General features: G+C 38.0%; 16 protein-coding genes and 1 tRNA gene. 14 read left to right on the forward strand and 3 right to left on the reverse strand.

Translation table 11 applies throughout. The features are described 5' to 3' along the window. Window positions 1-54 precede the first annotated feature (54 nt). The 7 genes from ACQKNC_RS16610 to ACQKNC_RS16640 all read left to right on the forward strand — a co-directional run bounded on the left by ACQKNC_RS16610 (window position 55) and on the right by ACQKNC_RS16640 (window position 7,093). A complete protein-coding gene (locus ACQKNC_RS16610; protein ID WP_427425875.1) occupies window positions 55-1,578 on the forward strand; it encodes a tetratricopeptide repeat protein in 1,524 nt (507 codons plus the stop codon). A 96-nt stretch (window positions 1,579-1,674) separates the two neighbouring features. Then, window positions 1,675-2,619 carry a thioredoxin-disulfide reductase gene (trxB, locus tag ACQKNC_RS16615; protein WP_427425876.1) on the forward strand — a complete coding sequence of 315 codons (945 nt, stop codon included), beginning with the start codon at window positions 1,675-1,677 and terminating at the stop codon, window positions 2,617-2,619. A 731-nt stretch (window positions 2,620-3,350) separates the two neighbouring features. After that, complete coding sequence (locus ACQKNC_RS16620; protein ID WP_427425877.1) at window positions 3,351-3,818, forward strand: NUDIX hydrolase; 468 nt, start codon at window positions 3,351-3,353, stop codon at window positions 3,816-3,818. Window positions 3,819-3,832: 14 nt separating this feature from the next. Then, window positions 3,833-4,720 carry an RNase adapter RapZ gene (gene rapZ / locus ACQKNC_RS16625; RefSeq protein ID WP_427425878.1) on the forward strand — a complete coding sequence of 296 codons (888 nt, stop codon included), beginning with the start codon at window positions 3,833-3,835 and terminating at the stop codon, window positions 4,718-4,720. Between the two features lie 4 nt (window positions 4,721-4,724). Continuing rightward, window positions 4,725-5,708 (forward strand): gluconeogenesis factor YvcK family protein, encoded by a 984-nt coding sequence (locus tag ACQKNC_RS16630; protein ID WP_427425879.1) that lies wholly within the window; start codon window positions 4,725-4,727, stop codon window positions 5,706-5,708. Between the two features lie 65 nt (window positions 5,709-5,773). Next, window positions 5,774-6,721 (forward strand): DNA-binding protein WhiA, encoded by a 948-nt coding sequence (gene whiA, locus ACQKNC_RS16635; protein ID WP_427425880.1) that lies wholly within the window; start codon window positions 5,774-5,776, stop codon window positions 6,719-6,721. Between the two features lie 114 nt (window positions 6,722-6,835). Continuing rightward, on the forward strand, window positions 6,836-7,093 hold the full coding sequence (locus ACQKNC_RS16640) for an HPr family phosphocarrier protein (protein ID WP_049668979.1): 258 nt from the start codon (window positions 6,836-6,838) through the stop codon (window positions 7,091-7,093). Between the two features lie 95 nt (window positions 7,094-7,188). Here ACQKNC_RS16640 and ACQKNC_RS16645 read toward each other — a convergent pair whose 3' ends face one another. Further along, the gene (locus ACQKNC_RS16645; RefSeq protein WP_427425881.1) at window positions 7,189-8,073 is read right to left on the reverse strand and encodes a hypothetical protein; all 885 of its coding nucleotides are present in this window, start codon (window positions 8,071-8,073) and stop codon (window positions 7,189-7,191) included. A gap of 118 nt (window positions 8,074-8,191) precedes the next feature. Further along, a complete protein-coding gene (clpP, locus tag ACQKNC_RS16650) occupies window positions 8,192-8,782 on the reverse strand; it encodes an ATP-dependent Clp endopeptidase proteolytic subunit ClpP (protein ID WP_079563765.1) in 591 nt (196 codons plus the stop codon). 551 nt (window positions 8,783-9,333) lie between these two features. On the opposite strand from clpP, the gene ACQKNC_RS16655 reads away from it, so the two are divergent. From ACQKNC_RS16655 to ACQKNC_RS16670, 4 genes are all read left to right on the forward strand, one after another. Further along, window positions 9,334-9,408 (forward strand) — tRNA-Arg (locus ACQKNC_RS16655). A gap of 504 nt (window positions 9,409-9,912) precedes the next feature. Beyond that, window positions 9,913-10,707: a basic amino acid ABC transporter substrate-binding protein gene (locus ACQKNC_RS16660; RefSeq protein ID WP_427425882.1), complete on the forward strand. Its 795-nt coding sequence runs from the start codon at window positions 9,913-9,915 to the stop codon at window positions 10,705-10,707. Window positions 10,708-10,918: 211 nt separating this feature from the next. After that, window positions 10,919-11,623, forward strand: a complete 705-nt coding sequence (locus ACQKNC_RS16665; RefSeq protein WP_427425883.1) for an amino acid ABC transporter permease — start codon at window positions 10,919-10,921, stop codon at window positions 11,621-11,623. Continuing rightward, a complete protein-coding gene (locus ACQKNC_RS16670; RefSeq protein ID WP_427425884.1) occupies window positions 11,620-12,342 on the forward strand; it encodes an amino acid ABC transporter ATP-binding protein in 723 nt (240 codons plus the stop codon). Before ACQKNC_RS16665 ends, ACQKNC_RS16670 begins: the two co-directional genes overlap by 4 nt. Before the next feature lie 55 nt (window positions 12,343-12,397). On the opposite strand, the gene ACQKNC_RS16675 is transcribed toward ACQKNC_RS16670, so the two are convergent. Then, complete coding sequence (locus ACQKNC_RS16675) at window positions 12,398-13,006, reverse strand: spore coat protein (RefSeq protein ID WP_427425885.1); 609 nt, start codon at window positions 13,004-13,006, stop codon at window positions 12,398-12,400. Window positions 13,007-13,219: 213 nt separating this feature from the next. Here ACQKNC_RS16675 and ACQKNC_RS16680 point away from each other — a divergent pair, with 213 nt between their 5' ends. The 3 genes from ACQKNC_RS16680 to ACQKNC_RS16690 all read left to right on the forward strand — a co-directional run bounded on the left by ACQKNC_RS16680 (window position 13,220) and on the right by ACQKNC_RS16690 (window position 17,325). Beyond that, window positions 13,220-13,801, forward strand: a complete 582-nt coding sequence (locus ACQKNC_RS16680) for a LemA family protein (protein ID WP_427425886.1) — start codon at window positions 13,220-13,222, stop codon at window positions 13,799-13,801. After that, entirely contained in the window at window positions 13,801-14,565 is a 765-nt protein-coding gene (locus ACQKNC_RS16685) for a TPM domain-containing protein (protein ID WP_427425887.1), read from the forward strand. Before ACQKNC_RS16680 ends, ACQKNC_RS16685 begins: the two co-directional genes overlap by 1 nt. A gap of 486 nt (window positions 14,566-15,051) precedes the next feature. After that, on the forward strand, window positions 15,052-17,325 hold the full coding sequence (locus tag ACQKNC_RS16690) for a prolyl oligopeptidase family serine peptidase (RefSeq protein WP_427425888.1): 2,274 nt from the start codon (window positions 15,052-15,054) through the stop codon (window positions 17,323-17,325). Window positions 17,326-17,352: the final 27 nt, after the last annotated feature.

Raw genomic sequence — 17,352 nt, forward strand, 5'->3', positions numbered from 1 at the left:
CTGTGTAAAGGAACGTATAATACGTTCCTTATTTCTTGTTTCGGAGGAAATATTTTGGAAAAGAAACGTCAAAAAGAGAATCAAACGAATATAGTGTCGTTCATTCCAACAGGCGACTATTATTATAAAAAATCAATTCAAGCAATGAATAGCGGACAAATGAATAAAGCCTATAAATATTTACAGCGAGCAGTTGATTTAAGTCCTGATGATCCAATGATTTTATTGCAATTAGCGATAATAGAGTTAGAGGGTCAACGTTTCGAGGAAGCGTATGATCTTCTTCGTCGTGCCTATCAGATAGATCCAGACAATCCAGAAATTATTTTTTACATGGCAGAGGTTTCAGGATGTGTCGGTATTATACATGATGCTAAACGCTTTGCAGAGCAATATTTACAAATTGAGCCAGAGGGTACTTATGCAGATGAAGCTGCTGAAATATTAGAGTTTGTTGATTTTGAGCAGGATGATTTTGATGAGCTTGAAGGTTCTGCTGAAGACTTATATCGGCAGGAACAGGCGAGACGTTGTATGGAAAAGGGAGATTTCCCTGAAGCTATTAGTATTCTAGAAGATTTAATAGAAGACAAACCAGATTTTTGGTCAGCTTATAACAACTTAGCTCTTGCCTATTTTTATGTTGGTGAAGCAGAACAGGCGAAGGCTCTTCTAAACACTGTATTACGTGAAAATAAGGGGAATTTACATGCACTATGTAATTTAACGGTTATTGCGTATTATGAAAAAAATGAAGAAGATTTAAAGGATCTTTTAGAAGTGCTTGTAAAAATTCAGCCATACTTATGGGAACATCGCTACAAGCTGGGCGCAACATTAGCGCTCGTAGGACAATATGATTTAGCATTTAAATGGTTGCGTAGCATGCAAAAACGGGGCTATGTCGGCGATGCTGGCTTTTACTTTTGGTTATCACATGCAGCTTATTTCTCAGGACATGAATCAATTTCAAAGAGTGCTTGGGAGCAGCTACTTGAGCAAGATCCTGATAAAGAAGGCTTTGAACCTTGGCGTCAAGAAGAAAACGGATATGCACTTGATGCATTAGAGCATGACCGTGATTATATTGTGGATAAACTGGAGAGTAGTTATCCAAGTGAGCGCATATTTGGTTTATTTTTACTTAGCTGTACAGCGCATAAACAGGAAATTATTGCGCATCCAAAATGGATAGACGTTGAACAATTTGATTCATTTGAAAAGCTATTCCTCGCTTATGCACTAGGACATCAATTTGATATGAAAAACAAAGTAGAGGCTAGCTTTATACGAGCGGTAAGTGTGCCAGAAATATTACTAGAACAATATGGCAAGCTTACGACATTAATTGCACCCATGTTCCAAATGTGGTTTGTGCTTTGTGAGCAAGCATTGATTAATAATTATCGTTTTACAAATCCGGCAGCTATTGCAGGAGCAAATGATTATTTATTTCGTTCTTCCCGAATGCTCAAGGTTACAAAAAAGGAGATAGCTCAACAATACGGGGTATCAGTGTCAACTTTATCGAAGTATATTGAAGAAATTTTAATGTTTTTGCCAAACAGTCATAAGTAGACTGTGAGCAACATAGTTGAATAACTTTTTACTTTCACATACGATGAACATACTGAAGTTATTATAAAAAAGTAATTTGTTTAGGGGGAAGTTTTTATGTCAGAAGAAAAAATTTATGATGTTGTAATAATTGGTGCAGGTCCGGCTGGTATGACTGCAGCTGTTTATACATCACGTGCCAACCTTTCAACTTTAATGATTGAACGTGGTATCCCTGGCGGACAAATGGCAAATACAGAAGAAGTAGAAAACTATCCAGGATTTGATACAATTTTAGGACCTGAACTGTCTACAAAAATGTTTGATCATGCTAAGAAATTTGGTGCAGAATATGCATATGGCGATGTAACTGAAATTATTGATGGTGAGGAATATAAAACAATAAAATCAGGTACTAAAGAATATAAAACACGCGCAATTATTCTTTCTACAGGTGCAGAGTATAAAAAAATGGGCGTGCCTGGTGAAAAAGAACTTGGGGGCCGTGGTGTCAGCTATTGTGCAGTATGTGATGGTGCATTCTTCAAGCAAAAAAATCTTGTTGTCGTAGGTGGCGGGGATTCTGCTGTTGAAGAAGGCGTTTATTTAACTCGCTTTGCTGATAAAGTAACAATTGTGCACCGTCGTGATAAATTACGTGCACAAAAAATTCTCCAAGATCGTGCCTTTGCTAACGAAAAAATTGATTTCATTTGGAATGCAACAGTCAAAGAAATTAATGAGGCTGATGGTAAAGTTGGAAGTGTAACATTACAATCAACTGTAGACGGTACAGAATCTGATTTTGCTACTAATGGCGTATTTGTATACATTGGTATGCTACCGTTAACAAAACCATTTGAATCTCTAGGCATTTTAAATGATGCTGGTTATATTTTGACAAATGATAATATGGAAACAACAGTACCAGGTATCTTCGCAGCTGGAGATGTCCGTGAAAAATCACTTCGTCAAATCGTTACAGCAACAGGTGACGGAAGTATTGCAGCGCAAGCAGTACAGCACTATGTGGAAGAATTATTAGAAAAAATTAATGCTTAAAATGGATTATTGATAAGGGCAGTCTACTCCCAGAGTAGAGAAGAGTGCCCAAAATCAGGCTCATTATCAATAATTGTGAATGACATTATAAAAAATGTGTGCCATTTATATAAGTTGATTGGAGTGGAGACTGGGCGACTCCTTGGGGATCAGCAATAGAGGAACGAAGGCTAAAACCATCACGTCCTGTGATAACGCCTTCGTGACCAACATCCTGCTGCTGCCGCTACGTTAGCACTTCGCTTTCGCGCAAAAAACACCTGTTGCCCCAAGCGGCTCATCGGACGCCCCCAGGAAGCTCTGCGCGAAACCGAAGCGGCAGCGATAAAAGCGCCCAGTCGGAACGGAAATCAACCACACGTTATGGAGAAATGCCCAAGATCATTATCTTAAGGGAAAAAATACAATTTTAATACGGTTTTAATATAGTTGTAACTTGAATGACATATAAAAGATGTAATATAAAGAGTGTAATTAGCAATCCCCCTTTTATTTTGTTGAGTAGGTTGTTTCCGCCAAATAAGGTGGAGCAACCTATTTTTGTTGTGAACGGAAATTTTGATTTTTTTATGGCGGAGTTTCATATGCTTAAGTAGAGGCAAAAAACATGCTTCCCATATGTATCGGTGAAGTTAAAAATGCAATGCACCTAAAGTTTAGAATTGAGGACAAACCTTGTTTGGTCTTGCTATAATAAAAGGTAGAATGCAAAAGAGATTAGAGGTGTGCCTATGCAAAGAATCGCAAATTTAATAGCCGTAAAAGACGGTCAAGTATTATTACTTCAGAAGCCGAGACGTGGTTGGTACGTAGCTCCTGGCGGTAAAATGGAGAGCGGGGAATCGATTTATGAGGCTGCTGTACGTGAGTTTCATGAAGAAACAAATGTCACACCAATAAATGCTCATTTAAAGGGTGTTTATACGATGGTTATTAAAGAAGATAATAAGGTAGTCGACGAATGGATGCTATATACATTTGTTGCAAAGGATATAGAAGGAGTACCGTTTGAAGAAACTAGAGAAGGCAAACTTGCATGGCACCCAGTAGAGGATTTAAACCATTTGCCAATGGCTGAAGGTGATCGAACAAACTTACAATTTGCCATCTCACAATCAGGCATTCAGTACGGTACGTTTGAATATACGACTGATTTTGAATTACTTCATGAGAAAATACAAATATCAATAGAACAATAAAGGAGCTGCTGACAGTGGTGGTTGAAGGCCAAAAAAGTTCACATGAATTGGTTATTATTACAGGAATGTCTGGAGCAGGGAAAACAGTAGCTATTCAAAGTTTTGAGGATTTGGGGTATTACTGTATTGATAATTTACCACCAGCGTTACTCACAACATTTTTAACTCTACTCAGGGATTCGGGTAAAAATATTACACGTATAGCTGCTGTCATGGATATGCGTGGTGGCGACTTTTTTGATTCTCTTATTGGCGCCCTTGACCATATACTTAAAGAAGGCGATATTGTTGCACGAATATTATTTTTAGATGCAGATGATGCAACTTTAGTTAGACGTTATAAGGAAACAAGACGTGCACATCCATTGGCTGTAAATGGTTTACCATTAGATGGCATTAAACAAGAACGCAAGCTTTTATCGGAAGTAAAGGGCCGCGCTAAATTTGTCTATAATACATCTAATATGAAGCCAAAAGAACTACGTGAAAAAATTGCTAAAGAATTTGCTAGTGATGCTGATAATATTTTCTCCGTTAATATCATGTCTTTTGGATTTAAGCATGGTATGCCGATAGATGCCGACTTAGTGTTTGATGTTCGTTTTTTAAAAAATCCATATTATGTAGAAGAGTTACGTCCTAAAACAGGTTTACAAACTGAGGTATCATCTTATGTACTGGCACTTGAGGATACTCAAACACTCATCCAAAAATTAACGGATTTGTTTGAGTTTATGATTCCACTCTATAGACAAGAGGGCAAATCACAGCTTGTTATTGCTTTTGGATGTACTGGGGGACAGCATCGTTCGGTAACATTAGCAGAATTTTTTGGGGCATATTTATCTGGTAAGGAAAATACTGTTATTACGCATCGTGACATCAATCGTAGAAAGGATTGAGTGAATGGGAAAGAAGCGGACAAAACTTGTTGTAATAGGTGGTGGTACAGGGCTTTCTACGTTACTACGGGGGCTCAAACATCACCCATTTGATATTACTGCAATTGTGACAGTAGCTGATGATGGTGGCTCTTCAGGACGCTTACGAGATGACTATGACATTCCACCACCTGGTGATGTCCGTAATGTTATCGCGGCGTTATCGGATGTTGAGCCGCTTGTAGAGCAAATGTTCCAATATCGATTTTCAGCATCGGAAGATTTACGTGGTCATTCATTAGGTAATTTAATGTTGACTGCTTTAACAGATATTACAGGGGATTTTAACCATGCCATTAGTGAAATGGGAAAGGTTTTAAAGGTTCATGGTCGCGTTATACCAGCAGCCAATAAAAAGATAAATTTACACGCAGAACTTGAGGACGGTTCAATAATTGAAGGTGAATCTAAAATTCCAATGGCTAAAAAACCAATTAGTCGAGTTTTTTTAGTGCCTGAAAACGTGCAACCGTTACCAGAGGCTATTCGAGCAATCAATCGTGCTGACTATATTTTAATTGGTCCGGGAAGTTTATATACAAGCATTATTCCAAACCTTCTTGTCAAAGAAATTGGGGAAGCTGTTGTAAAGGCTAAAGGAAGAAAAATTTACGTTTGTAATTTAATGACTCAAAAAGGTGAAACCATTTCCTATACTGCAGGTGATCATGTGAAAGCTATATATAAACATGTAGGAGACTCCTTCATTGATTCTATTTTAGTAAATGACGTAAAACTACCCCTTCCTGTAAAAGAGCTTTATAAGGAAGAATGTGCGGAGCCAGTAACGTTTGACGTTTCAAAGCTCGAAAGTATGGGATTAGAAGTTATTAAACGAGATATTGCCACAATTCGCCCAGATGGGACGGTTCGTCATAATGCGGCCAATGTTGCAGAATGGCTTGTAGATTACGCAAATATCTATAAACAAGAAGTAAGTGAATTATAAAGCGCTTATTGTATATGATAAGATGGACATATACATAGAACAAAAGGTTGAAAGGGGGGCGTGATATGTCTTTTGCTTCTGAAACGAAAAAGGAAATAACTCAAATAGAAGCGGACAATCATTGTATGAAAGCAGAAGTATCTGCCCTAATTCGTATGAATGGTTCATTATCCTTTGCTAATAAACAGTTAAGCTTAGACGTACAAACTGAAAACGCTGCAATCGCAAGAAGACTTTATACGATTATGAAAAAGCTGTATCCATATAATGTAGAGTTACTTGTTAGAAAAAAGATGCGTTTGAAAAAAAATAACGTATACATTTGCCGTGTAAGAGAAGGTGCGCGTGAGCTACTAATTGATTTAGAAATCATCTCAGACGACTTTCAATTTAATCATACTATTTCTCGGGAGCTCATTAAAAAGAGTGGTCAAAAAAGAGCATATTTACGAGGTGCATTTTTAGCGGGTGGCTCTGTCAACAATCCTGAAACATCTGCCTACCATTTAGAAATTTATTCATTATATAAAGAGCATGGCGAGGCTTTAATGGATTTGATGAATGAATTTGAGCTAAATGCAAAAACAATTGAACGGAAAAAAGGCTTTGTAACCTATTTAAAGGAAGCGGAAAAAATTTCTGATTTTCTTAATATTGTTGGAGCTCATCAAGCAATGATGAAATTTGAAGACGTTCGCATTTTACGGGACATGAGAAATAGCGTTAATCGCATTGTCAACTGTGAGACAGCAAACTTAAATAAAACAATAGGTGCAGCATTACGTCAGGTAGAAAATATCCGATTTATTGAGAACTCAATAGGCTTAGATCAATTGCCAGAAAAACTTCGTGAAATTGCACGATTACGAGTAGAATATCAAGATGTAACCCTAAAAGAGCTTGGTGAAATGGTATCAAGTGGAACGGTTAGTAAATCAGGTGTCAACCATCGATTACGGAAAATCGACGAGATTGCCGATGCATTAAGAAGCGGAGAAAAAATTGGTGGTTGAATATTCATACTTTTCAGGTATGAATATGATACTTAATCTCGTATTGTTCTTTTGTCAGTAAGTAAGGTAAGATAAAAATAATAAGATGAACGGTAGTAAAGGGGAGTTTTAAGAATGACCGAGAGAAGAGTCCATGTAAAATTAAAATTAGGACTACAAGCTAGACAAGCAGCGCTATTTGTACAAGAAGCAAATCGCTTTAGCGCCGATATCTTTCTTGAGAAAGATGAGAAAAAAGTAAATGCTAAATCTATTATGGGTGTTATGAGCTTAGCCATTGCAAAAGGAACAGAGGTTGTACTTAGCGGTGCTGGTAACGATGCTGAGCAAGCGGTTACAGCATTAGCAGCACTAATCGAAAAAGAAGATTAAAAACATATGATGCAGAGACTGTCCAAGCTTACATGTTGGGCAGTTTTTTTTGGTTTTTGCGCAGAACTGAAGGTCAATGTCAATGCCCCGCCGCTTTAATCGTCGAAGTGGCGGATAGAATAGCCGGAGTGACGGAAGGAAGAGTCGAAGTGACGGAAAGAAAGGCCAAAGCGATGGAAAGAAGAGTCGAAGTGACGGAAAGAAAGGCCGAAGCGACGGAAAGAAAAGGACCCGACGGAAAGAAAAGCCGAAGCGACGGAAAGAAGAGCCGAAGCGACGGAAGGAAGAGCCGAAGCGACGGAAGGAAGAGCCGAAGCGACGGATAGAAAGGCCAAAGCGATGGAAAGAAGAGTCGAAGTGACGGAAAGAAAAGGACTCGACGGAAAGAAAAGTCGAAGCGACGGAAAGAAGAGTCGAAGTGACGGAAAGAAAGGCCAAAGCGATGGAAAGAAGAGTCGAAGTGACGGAAAGAAAAGGACCCGACGGAAAGAAAAGCCGAAGCGACGGAAAGAAAAGCCGAAGCGACGGAAAGAAAAGCCGAAGCGACGGAAAGAAGAGTCGAAGTGACGGAAAGAAAGGCCGAAGCGACGGAAAGAAAAGGACCCGACGGAAAGAAAAGCCGAAGCGACGGAAAGAAGAGCCGAAGCGACGGAAAGAAGAGCCGAAGCGACGGAAAGAAGAGCCGAAGCGACGGAAAGAAAGGCCAAAGCGATGGAAAGAAGAGTCGAAGTGACGGAAAGAAAAGGACCCGACGGAAAGAAAAGCCAAAGCGACGGAAAGAAGAGTCGAAGTGACGGAAAGAAAGGCCAAAGCGATGGAAAGAAGAGTCGAAGTGACGGAAAGAAAAGGACCCGACGGAAAGAAAAGCCGAAGCGACGGAAAGAAGAGCCGAAGCGACGGAAAGAAGAGCCGAAGCGACGGAAAGAAGAGCCGAAGCGACGGAAAGAAAAGCCGAAGCGACGGAAGGACAGACGCTTCAAACTTCCTGATCGTGGATAGAACGGTCAAAGTGAAGGATAGCCCCATCAAACCATACATAGATTTGATGTCGAACAAAAAAAGACATCTCAGAAATTAATCTGGGATGCCTTTTATTTTTTATTTACGGTCGTTACGATCCATAATTTGGTCGATTAAGCCGTATTCTTTTGCACGCTCAGCAGTCATGAAATTATCGCGGTCTGTATCTCTTGCAATGACTTCAAGTGGTTGACCAGTGCGCTCTGATAAAATACCATTTAATTTTTCACGTAAGAATAAAATACGTTTTGCAGCGATTTCGATTTCAGTTGCCTGACCTTGTGCACCGCCAAGTGGTTGGTGAATCATTACTTCAGCATTCGGTAATGCGAAACGTTTGCCTGGCTCACCAGCAGCAAGTAGGAAAGCACCCATAGATGCTGCCATACCTATACAAATTGTTTGTACTTGTGGCTTGATAATTTGCATTGTGTCGTAGATTGCCATACCAGCAGTGATAGATCCACCTGGTGAGTTGATGTAAAGAAAGATATCTTTATCTGGATCTTCTGCTTGTAGGAATAGAAGTTGAGCAACAATTGAGTTTGCAACGTTGTCGTCAATCGCACTTCCTAATAGGATAATACGGTCTTTTAGTAGTCGTGAATAGATGTCATACGCACGTTCACCACGACTTGTTTGTTCAATAACTGTAGGAATTAAATTCATGTTAAATCCTCCTTATAAAACTAAATTCGATTACTTTTGCTGAAAACATCCTTTGTATTTCAGCTGTAACCTTATCATACACATTATAGTCAGGGAAGGTCAAATGTTAACCCTGCTAAAGTGAAATTAATTAAATCAATTTCGCCTTGCTGTAATGTAGCTGTCGCTGCACTTCACTTGCACTTTTCCACAGATAAACAATATGTTATGAATTGTGCCCAGGCCGACGCGATGTCAATCATCTTGGTAATGCAACAGGACGTGACATTTTTACCGAAGCAGGTCAGTTAGCCATTTTTCCAGGATTTGAAGGTATTAGGCTAACATCCTTAACTTCATTCAGTAGGTGTTTAGACGGACACTTGCTGAATGGCGAAAAAAAATTAAAATGTTTTACATTCTATAGTTGAATTATGTGCAAGACGTTTGTATAATTGATAAGGTCATAAGTTAAAGTACAGTACACTATTTTGCAGGTATGCTTCACATGAGGGTTATCTACATTATGCTTTACGTAAAGCCTAGGGTGAGTACTTTTTTTTTGTTTAATTGCCCTCGTGGTGTAATGGATAACACGTAAGATTCCGGTTCTTGCACTGGGGGTTCGATTCCCTCCGAGGGCGCCATTTTACTGATATTTGATATACTTTTACAACTCAATTCTCCTAATAAGTAGTTTAGCAGCCTGCTTAGTGGAGAAAGAGAGGGTAAATAATGGGAATACTTCCTAGTTGGCATTATTCCCGTATTTGTTCCTTTCAAACCTTCAAAAAAGCAACAATTCCAAATTATTTTTTAGTGAACATACTGTACGTGAAGACTAGTTTATACTGGTCGAAAAAAAGAATCCTATCTGAGGGGATTCTTTTTTTTTTGCAAAAATATATCTAGTTTTAGCATCAATCATGAATGTATAAATATTCATTTTAGGTGTTATTTTCTTTTTTTCATGCCGTTTAATTCTAGAAAATCCAATTTGAATAAATTTTTATGAGAAAATAATTACTTTTATACGAAAGGTTATTGTCTAAAGAGAATAATGTTACTATAATTGACCTAATAGTATAACATTTCCGAATTGCTTAAAAAATAATTATATTCGGAAAATAATCGAATTAGGGGGAGTAGCTATGAAAAGAAGTTTATCTATGTTACTTGTGGTCGTAGCAGTATTTGTGTTAGTTCTAGCAGGTTGCGGCACAAAAGAAAAGACATCATCCGGTAGCGCGCCATCTGAAGATGGAGATGGTAAGAAAATTTATAAGGTAGGAACAGAAGCGACATTTGCACCATTCGAATCACTTGACGATAAAGGAAATATTGTAGGATTAGATTTCGATATTTTGCAGGCGATTGCTGATGAAATGGGCTTTAAAGTAGAGTGGCAAAATATTGGCTGGGAGCCAGTCTTCCAAACTGTTAAAAATGGTGAAACAGACATAGGAGCAGCAGGGATCTCAATTAATGATAAGCGTAAAGAAACATTTGACTTTACAGATCCATATTATGAATCTCGATTATTAATCGTAGTAAAAGAAGATTCCAAGGTTAAATCATTAGCTGATTTAAAGGATAAAAAGATTTCAGTACAAATTAATGCTACAGGTCATGAAGCTGCGAAAAAGCTACAGGGTGAATCGAGTCCAAATATTATGGCATTTGAAAATCAGCCAGTTGCTATCAAAGAAATGCTGAATGGTAATGTGGATGCTACGATTGGTGATAATGCGGTAGTTTATGAATATATCAAAGCTCATCCAACAGAGAAACTTAAAGTGATCGAAGATGATGCATTTGAAAAAGAATACTATGGATTTATGGTTCAGAAGGGGAATACAGAACTTTTAAATAAGTTAAATGAAGGACTGAAAAAAATTAAAGAGAACGGTAAATTAAAAGAAATTACAGGTGTAGACTTTAAGTAATAACTGTTTGCATGATGGGGTTGTCCTAAAAGAAATATAATATTGATATAAGGTGAAAATCCGCATAGACTCCAACGGGAAAAAAGAGACCCAGCAGAGATGGTTGGTAAAACTGATTTTGCGACAGGAGAACACTGATGCGGATTTTTTACTTATGAAGGACTTTTAGGCAACTCCTTATTTAATTTTTAAGGGGAAGTGGGGTTTTCGGATGGACATCTTTGACTTACGCTGGGACATAGTCTGGAACTACCGTGATATGTTTATACGTGGTATTGGTGTGACGTTAATTTTAACACTCAGTGGTTATTTTGGCGGAATTCTTTTAGGGCTATTTTTAGGACTTGGAAAATTATCGACTAGAAAATGGATTTATTGGCCGTGTAAGCTATATGTAGATTTATTCCGTGGGACACCGATGCTCGTACAAATTTTATTAATTCATTTAGCGGTGATCCCGAGCATTTTTGGACATTCATTAGGTTACTTTGTTTCAGGGATTACGGCACTTATCTTAAACTGTGCTGCTTACAATGCAGAAATTTTCCGCGCGGGTATTCAAAGTATCGCTAAAGGGCAAATGGAGGCAGCTCGTTCCCTTGGCTTAACACATAACCAAGCGATGCGAAAAGTCATTTTACCACAAGCTTTTAGACGTATGATTCCACCGTTAGGTAATGAATTTATTGCTTTATTAAAAGACTCATCTTTAGTAACCGTTATTGCGGCACCAGATATTTTATATGCAAGTAAGATCGTTGCCGGAGCTAGTTATCGTTTCTGGGAACCATATATAGTTGCGGCGGTACTATATTTAATTTTAACGTATGGTGTGACAAAAATTGTAGCGTTGATCGAAAAACGACTTAGTAATAGCTATGTCCCTCGTAAGGCAGAAGGGAGGGAAGCACGATGATTAAAATTGAGAATTTACACAAATATTTTGGCAAGCTTGAAGTATTAAAGGGCATTGATTATGAAATACAGGAAAAGCAAGTTGTCTGTGTTATAGGCCCATCAGGCTCAGGGAAAAGTACATTTTTACGTTGCATCAATATGCTAGAAGAAGTAACAGATGGTGCAATTTATATCGAGAATGTAAAGGTTAACGAGCCAAAAACAAATATAAATGCTATTCGAGCAGAAGTGGGCATGGTGTTTCAACAATTTAATTTATTCCCGCATATGACAGTTATAGATAATGTCACGATGGCTCCGATGCAAATCCGTAAAATGAGTAGGACAGAGGCAGAAGCACTCGGACATGAGTTGTTGAAAAAGGTCGGTCTTGATAGTAAGGCTTATAACTATCCTGAGCAGCTTTCAGGTGGTCAGCAGCAACGTGTTGCCATTGCTCGTGCTTTAGCGATGAAACCAAAAGCTATTTTATTTGATGAGCCTACTTCGGCACTAGACCCTGAAATGGTAAAAGAAGTGTTAGATGTAATGAAAAATTTAGCAGCTGAAGGTATGACCATGATCGTGGTAACACATGAAATGGGATTTGCTCGTGAAGTTGGTGATCGTGTCGTCTTTATGGATGGTGGTTATATTGTCGAAGAGGGAACACCTGAGGATATTTTTGGTAACCCACAGAATGAACGAACGAAAGCATTTTTAGGAAAAGTTTTATAAACCAAGAGCAGCCCCTTGTGATAATGCACCACATATGGGACTGCTCTTGTTTTTATTAATGAAGGGGATTTGTTGTAGTGCCGTATGCATTAAGCATCGTTTGCATATCTTGTTGAGAAAATTGAGGTACTTGATAGTAGCCATGCATATTTTGGTAAATAGATAATTCGTATGCCATTTCAATACAGTTGGGAATACTATCTGCAATAACACGTCGGACAACAGGGTTTGTAGTTTCTGTTGCTGCTGCAGTCATACCTTTTGCCAAACCTTTTTGAGCGCCAAGTAAGAAGCCAGAAATACATTCATCGTTGAGCTCGCTTGCATTTTGCATAGGCTTTTTAGGTTGGCCAGGATTCATTCCATATTTGAAATTATTCCCCGTCTCCATTTGATAGCGACCTGTAGGAACAGACGGATCATGACCTGTATTATAAGATTCCACAATAGTGTTATACATACCTAATGTGAAATTATATTGGCGATCCAAAATGCTAAGCAACTCTGTGTCCTTAACCTGTGGACGTAAAACAATGGATTGATTCATACAAGCAATAATTGCACCGATTGTTTCATGCAAGTCCATTTGCTCATGTCCACCATGATTTGGGCTTTGTTGTTGGTTGAATTGGTTTGATGATTCGTTATGAAACGATTGTGTCAAAAAAAGCGCCTCCTAAATATCATTGTTTGTTACAGTATTAAGTATGGCACGTTAAATAAATTTCATACGGTATTAATACATTTGCATATATGTAGAATAGAGATTTTTATTTGCTGCACATTAATGGTAAAAAAAGAATGGCTTATTACCAAATAACAAATGTCATTCCTAATTTTGGATGATAGCTAAAAGAAAACGAAGGAGGTTTTTAAATTGAAAAAAATATTTGGACCTATAGGAATTATCGTTATTATTTTAGTTGTATTGGCCTTACTTTTTATTCCAAAATACAATAGCCTTGTAACGGCTGAGGAAAGCGTAGTTTCGAAATGGGCTCAGGTTGAAAATCAGCTACAGCGTCGCTACGATTTGATTCCGAACTTAGTAGAATCTGTTAAAGGATATGCCAACCATGAAAAAGAAGTGATTGCTAGCATCACAGAGGCGCGTGCACAAATGGGAAGTGCACATAGTCCAAAGGAACAGGCGGTGGCTAATGATGCATTGAACGGAGCACTTAGTCGATTGCTAGTAGTCGTAGAAAATTATCCGAATTTAAAGGCAGATGCAAATTTCCGTCAACTAATGGATGAATTAGCTGGGACAGAAAATCGCTTAGCTGTTGCTCGAGAAGACTACAATAATGAAGTGCAGGCTTTTAATAAAACGGTCAAACGTTTCCCGGGCAATTTAATTGCGGGGATGTTTGGTTTTGAGCAGAAAGAGTACTTTAAAGCAGCTGCGGGTGCTGAAAAGGCACCATCTATAGATTTTAGCAGTTTAGGTAAACAATAATGAAACGGTTTATTATCCAACTTGCTATTGTTAGTATCATGTTTGCTTTCTCTATGAAAATGGCAGATGCCGCAATGCAGACACCGATGAAAAATACGTATATTCATGATTTTGCTAATGCCATATCTTCATCCGTTAAGGAAGAGCTCAATCATTATTCAGAGCAGCTAGACAAAGGTACAGGTGCTGAAATTATGATCGTAACTGTGGATATGATTAACGGAGAAGAACCAAAAATGTATGCAACAAAAATGATTCGTTCATGGGGCATTGGAGATGCCAAGAAAAATAATGGTGTTTTAATTTTAGCAACGTTTGGGCAGGGCGAAGGTAAAAATGATGTCGTCATTGCTGTAGGCCAAGGTCTCGAAGGAGCATTACCTGATGGCAAGCTGGGGCGCATTTTAGATACGGCGTTTTATCCAAATGCAAGTGCTGGAGACATTGATAAGGCATTTAAAGCAACGTACGCTGAAGTATTTCAAACTGTCGCGAAAGAGTACAATTGGAATGGAGAGATGCCTAAAAATACAGCTGACAATGAAGAAATGCCAACGTGGATGGTTATTTTAATCGTTATCATAGTACTTGTTGTTTATACATTTATTTCTAACGGAAGAGGAGGAGGGCCGCGTTCTGGTAGACGTGGCGGCTTTCCAGGTGGTTTTCCAGGTGGTTTTGGAGGGGGCGGCTCTAGGGGCGGTGGCTTTGGCGGATTCGGAGGCGGCTCATCTGCTGGCGGAGGAGCAAGTCGGAAATTTTAATATACTTTTAAAGTGAACTCATTGCAGTTCACTTTTTTACTGGTTTAAAAGGAAATTTTATTAGTCATTATCAATATTCAGTACAATACTAAAATTCTTAGCCATTTAAAAAAATAATATAAAAGACAGACTGTGCAGGAGTAAGCTTGCACAGTCTTTTTCTAGTTGTTGAAAAAGTTTTAAAGAGGAAGATGGAAGTATAACATCTGGCAATCACAAAGATGAAGTCGTGACATCGAGTGATAAAGAAGGACATTTTGCATTAAATAAAAATAAAAAAATATGGATATTGAATACACGTACCTCATAGACATGACTGGAAAGGCAATACAAGAGGTCTAGGATATCTCTTGTACTTGATCGCTTTTATCTCTTATTAAACTCTTTTAATTATTAAACCTAATAATTTACAAAAGTGCTAAATTTGTTATAATTTTATTGTATTGATAAATGCTATAACGCGGACTGATATAAGGGGGAATCATTTTGAAAAAAAGATTTTTATCAGCATCATTAGCAGTTATTTTAACAACATCTGTAGTCATTCCTGTATCTATGCAGGAAGTGCGTGCTGCCAATGAAACTAGCAGTCAAGTAGAAGTAAAAGAGGAACATCTATCTGCTAAGGAGTTTCTAGATTTTGCTGTCACAGCTCTAACATTCCAGCATGGATCAGAGACAATGCGTCAGCAAATCATTAAACAGTGGGTAAAAGGCGAAGAATTAAAAGATTTAAGTGCGAATATTAAACGTGATGAAGCGGCACGTATTTTAGTAAGAGCTTTAGATAAAGAGGAAAAAGAAACAACAATTGCTGAGTATCAAGAAAAAGCCAATAAGCTTGGTTTATTTAACGGTCTTTCAAATAGTGAAAAGATTTCTAAACAAGATGCAGTGAAAATTTTGAATAATGCTAAAAAAGTGAAAAACGGTGCCACTAATGAAGGCGTGAAAGAAATTTCCGTAGAAGATTTTATGAAAAATCCGGGGAACTTCGGCTATGAACTTTCACCAGATGGCAATTACATTACTTTTTCATCTGAATGGGAAAACCGTTCAAACGTTTTCGTGAAAAAAATGAATGATGATAGCGAGCCAGTACGTGTATCTAGCTCAAAGGATCGCGATATTGCTGGATCTTTCTGGAAAGATGATAATTTACTATACGTAAAGGATAAAGGTGGCGACGAAAACTTCCATATTTATTCGACAACATTCAATGGTAGTGAGGAAAAGGATTTAACACCTTATCCAAATGTAACAGTTGGGTTATTAAGTGGTTTAGAGGGCGTTAAAGACGAAATCCTTATTATGATGAATAAAGAAGATGCAAAAGTCTTTGATGTGTACAAGCTTAATGTGAAGACTGGTAAAACAACACATGTTGCTAAAAATCCAGGTAATGTTAGTAGCTGGTTAGCAGATCGTGATGGCAATATTCGAATGGCAGTAGTCTCAGACGGTGTAGTAGGAACGGTTCTTTATCGTGATTCAGAAAAAGATGAATTCAAGCCGTTTATTGAAATAGAAGCAGGGGACGATATAAACCCTTTTAGTTTTTCAAAAGACAATAAACATATTTACGCAACTTCTAATAAAGGAAGAGATAAAGTAGAAATAGTTAAATATGATCTAGATGGCAACGAAGAAGTAATTATGTCCAATTCAGAAGTGGATGTATCAGGTATATTATATAATGCTGAGAAAGATAAAGTACTGTATGGGGCATATGTAACGGATAAAGTACATTATCAATTCTATGACGAGGACTTTGAAAAACTATTCCGTAAAATTCAAAACAAATTAGGTGTTGAAGAAAGTGAATTAGGCATCAATGATTACAACAAAGATATGACAAAATTCATTGTTAGCGTTTCTAGTGACACGGTTTACGGGAAATATTATTACTACGATTCAACAACAGATGAAATAACAGAAATGGCAGCATTAAGCCCTTGGCTAAATCCAGAGGAGCTTGCAGAAATGCATCCAATTTCATATAAGAGTCGAGATGGCTTAACGATTAACGGTTATTTAACTTTACCGAAAAACAAAGAGGCTAAAAACTTACCACTAATCGTAAATCCTCACGGTGGTCCATGGGCACGCGATATGTGGGGCTTTAATCCTGAAGTACAACTACTGGCAAACCGTGGTTATGCGGTACTACAAGTGAATTTCCGTTCTTCTGCGGGTTACGGAAAAAAGTTTTTAGAAGCGGGTAATAAACAATGGGGTCTAAAAATTCAAGATGATATTACAGATGGTGTACAATGGGCAATTGACCAAGGGATTGCAGACCCAAAACGCATCGGAATTTACGGTGCATCATTTGGAGGCTATGCAACATTAGCTGGTATTACGTTTACACCAGATCTATATGCAGCAGCAGTTGACTATGTAGGTGTATCGAATATCTTTACATTATTAAATACAATCCCTCCATATTGGGAAACAATGCGTAACCAACTTTATGAGCGTGTAGGGCATCCAGAGAAGGATAAAGAACTATTAACAGCAGCTTCGCCTGTCTTCCATGTGGATAAAATTAAAACGCCATTATTTGTAGCTCAAGGCGCAAATGATCCACGTGTAAATAAAGCTGAATCTGATCAAATCGTTGAAGCATTACGTGCAAGAGGCGTTGATGTGGAGTACATGCTGAAAGACAATGAAGGTCATGGCTTCCGAAATGAAGAAAACCGCATCGAATTTTATAATGCAATGCTAAAATTCTTAGATAGTCATTTAAAAAAATAATACGATAGAAGACTGTGCAGGAAGTAA

This window comes from Lysinibacillus sp. NPDC094177 (genome assembly GCF_050279145.1).
Lineage (GTDB): Bacteria > Bacillota > Bacilli > Bacillales_A > Planococcaceae > Lysinibacillus.

Coding starts and splice junctions, on each gene's coding strand:
- trxB (WP_427425876.1), top strand. CDS start 1,675: ATGTCAGAAGAAAAAATTTATGATGTTGTAATAATTGGTGCAGGTCCG.
- ACQKNC_RS16620 (WP_427425877.1), top strand. CDS start 3,351: ATGCAAAGAATCGCAAATTTAATAGCCGTAAAAGACGGTCAAGTATTA.
- ACQKNC_RS16630 (WP_427425879.1), top strand. CDS start 4,725: ATGGGAAAGAAGCGGACAAAACTTGTTGTAATAGGTGGTGGTACAGGG.
- whiA (WP_427425880.1), top strand. CDS start 5,774: ATGTCTTTTGCTTCTGAAACGAAAAAGGAAATAACTCAAATAGAAGCG.
- ACQKNC_RS16640 (WP_049668979.1), top strand. CDS start 6,836: ATGACCGAGAGAAGAGTCCATGTAAAATTAAAATTAGGACTACAAGCT.
- clpP (WP_079563765.1), bottom strand. CDS start 8,782: ATGAATTTAATTCCTACAGTTATTGAACAAACAAGTCGTGGTGAACGT.
- ACQKNC_RS16660 (WP_427425882.1), top strand. CDS start 9,913: ATGAAAAGAAGTTTATCTATGTTACTTGTGGTCGTAGCAGTATTTGTG.
- ACQKNC_RS16665 (WP_427425883.1), top strand. CDS start 10,919: ATGGACATCTTTGACTTACGCTGGGACATAGTCTGGAACTACCGTGAT.
- ACQKNC_RS16670 (WP_427425884.1), top strand. CDS start 11,620: ATGATTAAAATTGAGAATTTACACAAATATTTTGGCAAGCTTGAAGTA.
- ACQKNC_RS16685 (WP_427425887.1), top strand. CDS start 13,801: ATGAAACGGTTTATTATCCAACTTGCTATTGTTAGTATCATGTTTGCT.